General features: G+C 43.4%; 11 protein-coding genes. 8 read left to right on the plus strand and 3 right to left on the minus strand.

All coding sequences use genetic code 11. The features are described 5' to 3' along the window. Positions 1–62 precede the first annotated feature (62 nt). The 5 genes from R1T43_RS14135 to R1T43_RS14155 all read left to right on the plus strand — a co-directional run bounded on the left by R1T43_RS14135 (position 63) and on the right by R1T43_RS14155 (position 5,188). Positions 63–1,820 carry a DUF6152 family protein gene (locus tag R1T43_RS14135; protein WP_317349964.1) on the plus strand — a complete coding sequence of 586 codons (1,758 nt, stop codon included), beginning with the start codon at positions 63–65 and terminating at the stop codon, positions 1,818–1,820. 11 nt (positions 1,821–1,831) lie between these two features. Beyond that, positions 1,832–2,350, plus strand: a complete 519-nt coding sequence (locus R1T43_RS14140; RefSeq protein ID WP_317349966.1) for a hypothetical protein — start codon at positions 1,832–1,834, stop codon at positions 2,348–2,350. A 9-nt stretch (positions 2,351–2,359) separates the two neighbouring features. Next, a complete protein-coding gene (locus tag R1T43_RS14145) occupies positions 2,360–3,067 on the plus strand; it encodes a HupE/UreJ family protein (RefSeq protein WP_410549021.1) in 708 nt (235 codons plus the stop codon). 161 nt (positions 3,068–3,228) lie between these two features. Continuing rightward, positions 3,229–3,906: a hypothetical protein gene (locus R1T43_RS14150; protein WP_317349970.1), complete on the plus strand. Its 678-nt coding sequence runs from the start codon at positions 3,229–3,231 to the stop codon at positions 3,904–3,906. Positions 3,907–4,042: 136 nt separating this feature from the next. Continuing rightward, complete coding sequence (locus tag R1T43_RS14155) at positions 4,043–5,188, plus strand: cell division protein FtsZ (RefSeq protein ID WP_317355845.1); 1,146 nt, start codon at positions 4,043–4,045, stop codon at positions 5,186–5,188. A gap of 107 nt (positions 5,189–5,295) precedes the next feature. On the opposite strand, the gene R1T43_RS14160 is transcribed toward R1T43_RS14155, so the two are convergent. After that, on the minus strand, positions 5,296–6,303 hold the full coding sequence (locus R1T43_RS14160; RefSeq protein WP_317349971.1) for a helix-turn-helix transcriptional regulator: 1,008 nt from the start codon (positions 6,301–6,303) through the stop codon (positions 5,296–5,298). A gap of 246 nt (positions 6,304–6,549) precedes the next feature. On the opposite strand from R1T43_RS14160, the gene R1T43_RS14165 reads away from it, so the two are divergent. The 3 genes from R1T43_RS14165 to map all read left to right on the plus strand — a co-directional run bounded on the left by R1T43_RS14165 (position 6,550) and on the right by map (position 9,177). Then, a complete protein-coding gene (locus R1T43_RS14165; protein WP_317349974.1) occupies positions 6,550–8,061 on the plus strand; it encodes a CotH kinase family protein in 1,512 nt (503 codons plus the stop codon). A gap of 146 nt (positions 8,062–8,207) precedes the next feature. After that, positions 8,208–8,414 carry a ParD-like family protein gene (locus R1T43_RS14170; protein WP_317349976.1) on the plus strand — a complete coding sequence of 69 codons (207 nt, stop codon included), beginning with the start codon at positions 8,208–8,210 and terminating at the stop codon, positions 8,412–8,414. Between the two features lie 31 nt (positions 8,415–8,445). Beyond that, positions 8,446–9,177 carry a type I methionyl aminopeptidase gene (map, locus tag R1T43_RS14175; RefSeq protein ID WP_410549022.1) on the plus strand — a complete coding sequence of 244 codons (732 nt, stop codon included), beginning with the start codon at positions 8,446–8,448 and terminating at the stop codon, positions 9,175–9,177. Between the two features lie 90 nt (positions 9,178–9,267). Here map and R1T43_RS14180 read toward each other — a convergent pair whose 3' ends face one another. Together R1T43_RS14180 and R1T43_RS14185 are read right to left on the minus strand one after the other, a co-directional pair. Beyond that, entirely contained in the window at positions 9,268–9,624 is a 357-nt protein-coding gene (locus R1T43_RS14180; RefSeq protein WP_317349981.1) for a HopJ type III effector protein, read from the minus strand. Between the two features lie 49 nt (positions 9,625–9,673). Beyond that, positions 9,674–11,185: a GGDEF domain-containing protein gene (locus tag R1T43_RS14185; RefSeq protein ID WP_317349982.1), complete on the minus strand. Its 1,512-nt coding sequence runs from the start codon at positions 11,183–11,185 to the stop codon at positions 9,674–9,676. Positions 11,186–11,222: the final 37 nt, after the last annotated feature.

Raw genomic sequence — 11,222 nt, forward strand, 5'->3', positions numbered from 1 at the left:
TCTTTACATTACTAGCATGACTGCTTTTTTCATCGATATTCAGTCAGCGAAGAACTGCTCGCATGACGAATTTTTTTAAGTGGGAAGGATCAACATCAATGTGGAATCTACGATGCCTATGTGTACTTGTAGCGCTTATTATACCGAATGTGGCCTTTGCCCATCATGGAAGTAGTGGGCAATTTGAAACCAATAAAACGATTGAGTTGTCTGGCGAGATTACTCGGGTACGGTTAGTAAACCCGCATGCCTATGTGTATTTCGATGCTACGAACGACGATGGCAGCGTGACTAATATGCGTTGTGAACTGCAATCAGGCTCGTTACTTAAACGTAGAGGTTGGAACACCGAACAATTCAAAACAGGCAGTGCTATTACCCTATTAGGCTCTCCAGATAGGAACGACCCAACTACCTGTTACATGCAACAAATTACTTTCGAAAATGGGATAACAGCCACCCGCAATAGTGTGTTTAACGATGATGGCAGTTTGGTGGCCAGTGATGACGGTAACGCTTCATCACAAACTCAAAGTGAAATTGTTGAACAACGCTCTATTACTCGCACCGACGGTACGCCTAACATTGAAGGAAACTGGGCAATGGTGCGAAAAGTAGGCAGTAGACCGGGCGGTGGCGGCTCTTTCGCACAGTTAACCGCAGCCGGTGCTTTGGCGGTTGAAGGGGCAACGCAAGATGAAAACCCAAGATACCAATGTGAACCCACGAATATCATCATGGATTGGTGGTTTGATCTTATGGTTAATAAGATTGAGCAATCAAGCAACCAAATAAACTTAACTTACGGCTTTATGAGCCTTGAGCGCACTATTTACCTAGATGGCACCGCAATGCCCGCAAATTACGAGGCTAATCGCGCAGGGTTTTCAACCGGTGTATGGGAAGGAAATACATTAGTGGTAACCACTACAGGGTTTGACGAAGGATGGTTGATGGCTCCCATGGGCGGCAACGCCCGCCCTCCTCGTCCTGAAGGCGCGCCTGATGGAAAAAGTGGCCCACCAGGAGGCCCAAGAGGCAATGGCGGGCCACCCTCACCGGCTAAAAATAGCAGTGAGCTCGTGATTGTAGAACGTTTCTCTCTAAACGAAGACGGCACGGTATTAAAACGCGAATATACCATTACCGATCCGCTTTATCTCAAAGCCCCCATGACAGGTTCAGATGAAGTGACCTTTACACAAGACAGCTATCAGCCTTATGACTGTGACGACCTTACTGCCGAACGAGGCTCAGGCAATCTTGATCCCAGCGCCACAGCACCTGACAACAAAGCTACAGGTAATGATGTTTCAAAAAGAGACGTTTCAAAAAGCGGCAACGTAAACGGTCAATCTGTAATGAGCACCCTTTACAAGCTTGAAGATTCAAAGGTAGGTCAAACCATATCGAGTACACAGTGGGGCTACCCTATTGTGCTGTCCTTACACGCAATAGGCATGGCTACCATGGTCGGCATTGCGCTTATGTTGACCCTTCGCGTGCTAGGCTTCGCTTCAGCCATTCCGGTTACCGCAATGGCAAGCTACTGGAATGTTGCTTTAACTGGGTTTGGCATTAATTTAGTTTCAGGTGTGGCGCTATTTTGTGGAAACGCTTCAGAGCTTTATTTCAACTGGGCATTTCGCATTAAAATTCTATTGGTTATTGCTGGCCTTGTACTTACATGGCGGTTAGTCACCATTTGTATAAAACAAACTGACAAGGTGTCGACTAAGCACAAAAAGCTTGCTGCTATTGCCATGGTCAGTTGGGTGGCCGCAATTATTGCTGGCCGGTTAATCGGCTACATGTCTTAAGGAGGTTACCTATGAATTTATTACTTTCGTGGGTTATCGACACCCTTAATGCTAGCCCTATCAGCGGTTTTGTTATGGACAATGCCGTCGTGTTCCCAGTTTTAGAAATGGCACACTTTTTAGGTTTGTGTTTACTTTTTGGTTCACTGCTTGTTGTTGATTTGCGAATGGTGGGCTTTGCCAAGGCTGTGCCCATCAAGCAGGTAGACATATTTTTACGTTGGGCGTTAATCGGTTTCGCTATCAATGTGGTTTCGGGCTTGCTTTTTGTTATCGGTGACTCTGACAGATACCTTGTGAATATTGCATTTGGGGCCAAAATGGCCTGCATTTTATTGGCGGGCGTTAACACCTTGTACTTTATAAAATGTATTAAACCGCAAATGGCCAGTATGCCCATGTCTGCTAGCGCGTTGAACACCCCAGCGCAACTAGGTAAAAATGCCTATGTGGTAGCCTGGTTATCACTGTTCTTGTGGACCAGCGTTATTATTTTAGGCCGCTTTATTCCTTATGTGGAAACGCCCTAATTGGCTAGGTTGAAGTGTGCACCGGCTCTGTCAGCCTTTTCTTCAACCTTACTACCAGCCTTGCTTTTAGCTGGCCTCTTAGCTTGTCTGTTAGTGTCACCGGTGGCATTTGCCCATGGTGTAGCACAGCAAGATCAAGGCTTTATAGCCAATGCCTTCGGTGTTCACATTTGGCCCTTTATGTATTTGGGCGCCAAACATATGGTAACTGGATACGACCACCTGCTTTATCTTGTGGGGGTCATTTTCTTCTTATCGAAATTTCGCGATATAGCCATATTTGTAAGCCTTTTTGCTTTAGGACACTCCATTACACTGTTGGTAGGTGTGCTGTCTGGTCTTCAGGTAAACCCCTATCTTATTGATGCCATTATTGGCATATCTATTTGTTATAAAGCACTGGAAAACCTTAGTAAATTTCACTTTTTAAACCCTAAGATAGCCGTGTTTGGTTTTGGGTTAGCTCATGGTTTTGGGCTTTCAAGTAAACTACAAGACTTAGCATTGTCAGCGAACGGACTTATACCTAACATGCTGGCATTTAACTTGGGTGTCGAAATTGGCCAATTGTTGGCCCTTGTAATTCTGCTTAGTAGCTTATCCTGGTTACGTAAACAGCCCCACTACCCAGCTATTTCAAACACTGTGAATATAGGACTATTTGGTGCAGGGCTTATGTTTTTCGGCATGCACATTACCGGCTATTTGTTGCGCTGACATGTATGAGACACGCATGAGTTATGCCTAGGGTAATGCATTTGGGTAATGCCAATGGCATAAAAGATGCCATGAAAAATACATAAGAAAGATTACAGATAGAGTCTAAAGAAAGCATTAATACTGCGGCAATAGAAACCGCAGTGAAGGAAAAATAAATAATGACATTGTTGAACAAAATAATACTCACCACCGTCGCAGCTGGCGCTATTTTAGTGGTGGCTATTTTGCCCGCAGAGTATAGCATCGACCCTACAGGTTTAGGCAGTAAACTTGGCCTTGTGAACATCGCTAAAAGTGATGCTTTAGAAGCTGAGCTTTCACAAGATAAAAACGCTAACCGTTTTGATGTACAAGACTTAACGTTGTCATTTAACATTGGCGAATATGATCCCACCGCCGAGCGTATAAACGAGTCGATACAAGGGCTTATTCATCTTGAAGATACGCCGTTTAAATCAGAAACCTTTGATATTGAAATTGAAGACTACGGCGAAATAGAACATAAATTCATTATGCCCGCTGACAGTACATTCGTTTATAGCTGGGAAGTACTTAATCCTAGTGGCGAAGGCGTGTATTATGATTTTCATGGCCACCCCTCAAGCCAAGACGCTACCAACTACCCTGAAGGGTTTGAAATGGCCTACGCCAGAGGTGAAGGTACTAGCCAAAATGGCGCTTTCACAACACCTTTTGCTGGCTACCATGGCTTCTACTTTATGAATATTGAACAAGGCCCTATTACGGTTAGGATTACCGTGAGCGGCTACTGGAAAGAACATAAAGAAATGTTTCGTGCGGTAGATGGCAAAGTGATAACCAAAGTGCCTTTTTAGATAGTGCGTTTTAGGTTCTATGATCCTGCGCTTTGCCACAACAACCATGCTATTTTGCTAAGGTAAAGACTGGGTGCGTCAGTTTTTACCGCATCACTACATCATCCTTAATACTCTACTTCGGTTAGTTTAGGTGATGGTCATTTTGGAAAAAGACGCAACAAAAATAAATATTCACGTAATAGGCGTGGGTGGCTGTGGTGGTAACGCTATTAGCAATATGTCTTCCGATTCGGGACACAGCAACATTAGGTTTAGCTCGATTAATACAGATATTTCAGCGTTAAACCAGTGTCAGGGTTTTTCGCGTGCGCATTTACATGAACATTTACATGAGCATTCACGAGAGCACTCACAAAAGCATGAAGTAGTGTTGATTGGCGAGCACACTACCAAAGGTTTCGGTGCAGGCGCTAACCCTGAAGTAGCGAAACATGCCGCTGAACATAGTATAGAACTGTTAAAAACCCTGATTGCCGACGATACCCTCATTATTGTTATAGCAGGGCTTGGTGGAGGTACCGGCAGCGGTGCTACTTCCGTGTTGTTAGATTTGGCAACAGAAATGGGAATAGATGCCCTTTGCTTTGTTACCCTACCCTTCAAATCTGAAGGGGATAAACGCAAAGAGATAGCGTATCACGCTCTTGAAGAGATTAAGCGTAAAGCCAACGCAACATTGGTGCTGTCAAACGACGCACTAATCACTGCGCTCGATGCAACCGTAGGTATTATTAGCGCCTTTCGGCACTGCGACACACAAATGCAGCGAATTGTTGAATCCATCATTACCATGCTAACCAGCACGGGTTACATCAATGTAGATATCAACGATTTTAGCCACATTCTATCACTTGAAGGTGATACCGCCCTTGGCGTTGGCGTGGCTCAAAGTGATGAAACGCTTTGTGATGCATTAAGTCATGCTTTAAAAAATCCATTGGTGCAAACCAACCACATTAGGGGCACGCAAGGCGTGATAGTACAGCTAACTTGTCAACAAGAGCCCAGTATTTCAATGTATGAAAGTATGCTGGCTGAACTACAAACCTTGATAGAAAGCTCTCAAGCATTAATTATTAGTGGCGTTACTATCAATGAAGCACTCCCCCACTGTGCTGAGGTATTTGTTATTGCGACAGGCATTCCACCCGATGAACAACGCGAACCTACCTCTGAGAAGATAGTAGAGATGAAACGGCCAAGACTATCTCAACCCTATAATGGCAAGGGAGAATATCTAGATACTCCGACCTTCGTTAGGCTTAAAGGTAAAGGTTAGAAGGGAAAAGTGAAAGGATAAAAGCTAAATGGGGAATACTAAAGGGAAGGACTAAAAATTAACGACGACTTACTGTAAGAGTCAGAACAAGAGAGTATGTTTTCGCACTAATTACAGTAGGTCTGGTAAAGGCTTTCAGATAAGTCAGCAAAATATTTTCGAAGTGTTAAGGGGGCTACAACTTCAATATTACTCCCTAGTCCTCTTAAAAACGCGCGAAGTTTACTATCATCGGTCACCGTTGCCATCAACATCGATTTTCCAGCAATCGTTGAGCTAAAAATAGCCTGATCTTCAGCCAGCTTGTAGCCGTGTAATAAGAAAAAAGCACTGTCGTTGATAAGCAGCTTCAATTTCACCTTTTCAGGCGTTGATACTAGTTCAGCAGATGAGTTTTTCTGGAAGTCATTGCTTTGCTGGCAATCATTGTCTGTTACTTCGACATTTCGAATAAAGTTTATAGGTAGGGAATAGCGCCTAGTATGCAAAGATCCAAACGTACAAATGAAAATCAAACGACCATTTTGCTGAATTAACCCCATAGGGTTAACCTTGTCATAGTGCTTCCACACCGCTTGCTTTGCACGTTTAAAAAGACGTTTTATATCGGCATTTACCTGCTTTTTATAAAACAAAGCGGTTTTTAAACGCGCTAACGTAACCGGGTCGATATCTGGTGGCACTAAAGGTTGTGACACTTGCACGTTACTCACCGACTTTGACCAATGCTGCAAAAGCGAGTCGTTATCATGGGCTAATATTTGCTCAGCCTTATTGAAGTAAGGCTGTAGCTCTTTCAGTGTTGTATTCGGAAGGGTTTCACTAGATTGCTCCAATACATTGAACGCAAGGGCGGTGTTACCGTCCATCAAGCTTAAGTTCAATTTCTTGAAACACGCATTAATATTCCAGCCAAAGGGCTTCGAACGTTTATCGACTTCTAGCCCGAATAAGCCTATCTGCTCAAGACTTTTTAAATCTCGCTGCACCGTGCGCATATCTATATTCGCATGACCACTGTTTTGCAGGTTGTCCAGAATCTGTCGGCTAGACACCTTACGAGGTGCGCGGGGTATAAATTGTAGAATGTCTAATTTTCGCTGGAATGCACTCACGGTTTTCTGCCTGTAATTAACGTTTTCATTATCGTAAATACTTGCTGCGACAAAAAGTGTCGCAGCAATCGTAAAATTGTCTCATGACGGTGAGTTAACCTAAAATGAATTCTTTACAAAACGATAATTCCTCAAAGTCTCCAATAATACTGCACCCTTTCTCCACCTTTTTGCAGTAGCTTCCTTCCATACTGAACTATTACCTTTCACGCTATAAGGCGATTGAAAGAGCTCAATGGAGTGCTTATGCGAAATCGACTTAAATTAACTTTAGACCCAGCGTTCTGCAAAATTCAACGGTTTGATTTTATTGCTGTTATGTTCACTGCACTGCTATTTTTAACCGCATGTGGCAGCAGTAGTAGTAGTACGGTTGAAGATGAGACCGTTGCTGAAGACATTGCTGACATTGTTGCTGAGGACACTGCTGAGGACAGCAGCTCAGATACCACAGAAATTACAGACACCGACTTTGAAGCAACGGACTGGACTGATGAAACTCACAGTAAAAATGTAGACCCGAACTTTGAAGAAGTGTTTGATGACAGCGCGGTAAAGCGATTAGATTTTGTTGTCACCGAAGCGCGTTGGCAAAGTATGTTAGACGATATGACCGACACCTATGGTGAATTCGGGCAAAGCACTAACAGCGCGGGGTTAACTGATACCGATGAAAACCCGATATTTGTGCCAGCTGACATTTATTACGAAGGTACTCAATGGTATCGAGTTGGCATTCGATTCAAGGGAAATTCGTCGTTACAATCAAGTTGGCAAGCAGGTATTTTAAAACTTTCTTTCAAACTAGATTTTGATGAATTTGAAGACGACTACCCTCAAATAGATAATCAACGTTTTTATGGCTTTAAGAAACTTAGCTTAAAAAATAACTATGATGACGAATCACTTCTACGCGAAAAAGTGGCTGCAGATGTATTTAGAGATGCAGGCTTAGCCGTTTCTCATACTGCCTTTTATACCTTGTATGTCGACCACGGTAATGGACCCGAATATTTCGGTCTTTACACCTTGGTAGAGGAAATTGACGATACGGTTATCGACACACAGTTTTCTAGCGATGATGGAAACTTATACAAACCAGAAGACAGTGGTGCGGATTTCGTAGAGGGTTCATTTAACGAAGAAAGCTTTGAGAAGAAGACAAATGAAGATGATGAAGATTGGTCTGATATCATCGCATTGTTTGACGCATTACATGATGATACCGCAACAACAGCACCTGCCACATGGAGAGAAAATCTAGAGGCAGTGTTCGATGTAGATGGCTTTTTAAAGTATTTAGCAGTGAATGGCATCATTCAAAATTGGGACACCTACGGCAGAATGACGCATAACTATTATTTGTATAACGATCCTGATACATCAAAACTAACGTGGATCCCTTGGGATAACAATGAAGCGTTCCAAGATGGAAAACAAGGTGGTGCGTTGAACCTAGATTTCTCAAACCTTAGTTCAAGCAGTTGGCCGTTAATTTCAAAACTACATGCCGATGACGTATACAAGGCTCGTTACAACGACTACTTATTAGAAGTCATTGGCGACGCGTTTGAAACCAACACCATTCAAGCAACTTACGACTCGTATTCAGCACTCATTGAGCCTTATGCAACAACCGAGTTGTCAGGTTATTCTTATTTAGAAAGTGCGAGCGACTTTTACAATGCAGTGCAACAGTTAAACGAACATGCACAAGAACGTTCAGAAGCGGTTGATACCTATTTAGACAGTCAGTAAATACCACCGTCTCTTATAAAATAAGTGCCTTTAGGGGCACTTATTTTCGTTATATCTAGTCTCTTCCAATGACAACAGCTCACCCAATAGACAAAACATACATTACAGTACATTATGTAGCAATACATATACTATTTGGAATAGCGATGGGAATTGTTAAAATATCTGATGCACTGCACGACGATGTACGTAAAACCAGTGCTGTTATGGAACGTTCTATAAACTCACAGGCAGAATTTTGGATGAAAGTCGGTAGGTTAGCAGAGCAAAATCCAAAGTTAACGTACGACCAGATCATTGAATTGGAGATGCGTTCTCAAAATGTGTCTTCAGTAAGGTTGGTCAGTGAATAGCCTCGTAAAGTCTCCAAGTGAAATTGCGCTCATGCGAGAATCTGGCAAATTATTGGCGAAGGTCTTCAGCGAGCTAGATAATTTTGTTGCCCTTGGCATTACTACCCTTGATATTGATAACTTTGTGGAACGTTATATTGTTGAATGTCTCGATGCCAGGCCCGCTAGCAAAGGGCAGTACGGTTATCAATTTGTACTTAATAGCTCTGTGAATGACGTGGTTTGTCACGGTGTTCCCTCTGCAGCCAAAAAGCTCAAAAATGGCGATATCGTCAACATAGATATTACCCTTGAAAAAAATGGCTATATTGCCGATAGCAGCAAAATGTACGCTATTGGCACTGTGTCACCTATAGCGAGTAAATTAGTTGATGTAACGTATGAAGCTATGTGGAAAGGCATAAACACCGTTAAGCACGGCTCGACAATTGGTGATATTGGCTTTGCTATTCAACAGCATGCGCAGAAACATGGTTACAGTGTTGTTCGCGATTATTGTGGCCACGGTATTGGGAAAGAAATGCATGAAGAGCCTCAGATTCTCCACGTTGGTAGCGCGGGAACTGGGCTGAAATTGGAAGCAGGCATGACATTCACAATAGAGCCCATGATTAATCAAGGAACCTATAAAACAAAGCTTAAGAAAGACGGCTGGACCGTTGTGACAAGAGATAAGAAGCTATCGGCTCAATGGGAACACACGGTCTTGGTAACAGATACTGGCGTGGAAGTATTAACGTTAAGGCCTTCTGAAGCAAGATAATAGGCGCTCTGGTAAACTGCCCTACTATTTCGCCATATTTTAATTACACCTATTACCGAAGCGTTTTTAGCTCACAACGCCGAGGAAGGGTTAGCTGTTGATGGTTAATGGAAATTTTTCAAAGCTAACACCTTCGTGGCCTGACTGCATAAAATTGCGAATGTTCGCGTGGTCATCACCCTCTGGATTTTTTAAAACGTCGACACGATAAAAAGCACCAAACAGCGCCAAGGTTTGTGCTTGGCTAAGTTGAAGGTGCTGCCCTAGCGCGAGCAACTTGCAAGAACCATTGTTTTGGTTTGCCTCATTGGTTACTTCGCCATTGGTAAATGCCGTGGGCGTGAAAGTAAATGCACTATCGATAAGGGCAATAACATCACCAAATTCAACGGTTTCGGGAGAGTCATTAAGGTGCGCTTTTAGTGCATGAACATCGTTATATTTCATATGAAAATTCCGTACCTGAACTGAAAAAAATGAAGGTTTAAAATTGTGTTTATAAGGCTGAATTAGCCTGTTCGCCACCGAACACCACTTGGTTTCGGCCATTCTCTTTAGCTTGCAGTAGGGCTTTATCGGCTCTATCGATAATAGATTCCGGTTTGTTGTCGGTCGACGCTAAGGTAGCTACGCCTAAACTAACGGTAACCTGGAACACCTGTGATGATTTATCCAAGGCAATCTCCAGCTTACTTACTGCTGCTCTAACACGCTCGGAAATAGTCAGCGCTTGTTGGCATGAAGTGCCGGGCAAAATAGCAATAAACTCCTCGCCGCCAAAACGACCTGGGGTGTCATAATCCCTCAACGCACTTTTAACCGCGTCGGCAATCGCTTTGATAACCTTATCTCCCACTAAGTGGCCATAGGTGTCATTGACTTGCTTAAATCTATCAACATCGACCATAATGATGCTGAGTGTGCCTTGTGATCGCAACGAACGGTTGTATTCACATTCCAGTTGCTCGAATACTTTTCGCCTATTATACAAACCGGATAACGGATCTAAATTTACCAAGTTAATCAGTTGCCTGTTCTTCTCTGACAGTTTTTGATTGACGCCTTTAATCGTGTCATACCAGAAAATCATCGCCCGGTAACCTAAATAAGATAGGGCCAGCATCACCGCGAGTAAGATGAAAAGCGGATACGATAAACTATCTACGGTGTTTTGTGCTTGCATTAAATTCATACTTTCGCCACCGGCCCAGTCGATAGAGGCCATTTGTTGCAGGCTGATATAGCGCCCAGTACCAACAAAGCACAACACTACGGTAATAAAGCCGCTTATCATTGCGATAATGGAGCCTTTGGCATTGTTCAGGTTAAGACTGCTATTTTTCACCTCGGCTAACTGCAGTCGCACCGCGGGGCCAAAAAAGTACAGAATTGGGGCGACTATCAGGCAGGTTTGCAGCCAGCCGCCAAACCACCAGCCTAACCATACAGGGTAAGCGACATTTAGCCCTACATTGTTGGTTAAAGCCCAAATAAATGCGCCGATAGAGCCGGCCAATGACGCCACCAAGGCAATCATGAAAAAGCCCACCAAAGACTCTAGACCATTCAAGTCTTTGCTTATAGGAGTTGCCCGGTAAAACATGGCGTACATCGCCAAGCCAATTGGATTCGAGAATGAAAAAACAACAATCCACTCTATTGGCATACCGCCCAAAAGCGCTACGCAAAATGTGGAAAAATAAGCGGGCATGGCAGCCCACCAAAAGCCAAACCACACCACCAAGGGCACACAAAACAGCATAGGAATATAAATGGTAAGGTAAATAGAGGTCGTACCTAGGTCGACCGCAATACCTGTCCATTCAAAGAGCCGGGTTAAGATGCCAGAAGGTATAATAATTACACATAGCGCCAACCACAGCAGCAACACTGCCCGGGGCTTTGAACCGGCCTGCCACATGGTAAAGGGTTTGAACCTGATAAACGTATTACCAAGTGGGAGGTTAATACGTGAACTTTCATCACTGATATTGGGGGTTTCCAACAATGGGATCGCCTTAAGAATGCTTTACGAAGAGACCTTA

The organism is Alteromonas sp. CI.11.F.A3 (assembly GCF_032925565.1).
In the GTDB taxonomy this organism is placed as follows: domain Bacteria; phylum Pseudomonadota; class Gammaproteobacteria; order Enterobacterales; family Alteromonadaceae; genus Alteromonas.

Coding starts and splice junctions, on each gene's coding strand:
- R1T43_RS14135 (WP_317349964.1), top strand. CDS start 63: ATGACGAATTTTTTTAAGTGGGAAGGATCAACATCAATGTGGAATCTA.
- R1T43_RS14150 (WP_317349970.1), top strand. CDS start 3,229: ATGACATTGTTGAACAAAATAATACTCACCACCGTCGCAGCTGGCGCT.
- R1T43_RS14180 (WP_317349981.1), bottom strand. CDS start 9,624: ATGAAATATAACGATGTTCATGCACTAAAAGCGCACCTTAATGACTCT.
- R1T43_RS14155 (WP_317355845.1), top strand. CDS start 4,043: ATGGTCATTTTGGAAAAAGACGCAACAAAAATAAATATTCACGTAATA.
- map (WP_410549022.1), top strand. CDS start 8,446: ATGCGAGAATCTGGCAAATTATTGGCGAAGGTCTTCAGCGAGCTAGAT.
- R1T43_RS14170 (WP_317349976.1), top strand. CDS start 8,208: ATGGGAATTGTTAAAATATCTGATGCACTGCACGACGATGTACGTAAA.
- R1T43_RS14165 (WP_317349974.1), top strand. CDS start 6,550: ATGCGAAATCGACTTAAATTAACTTTAGACCCAGCGTTCTGCAAAATT.
- R1T43_RS14140 (WP_317349966.1), top strand. CDS start 1,832: ATGAATTTATTACTTTCGTGGGTTATCGACACCCTTAATGCTAGCCCT.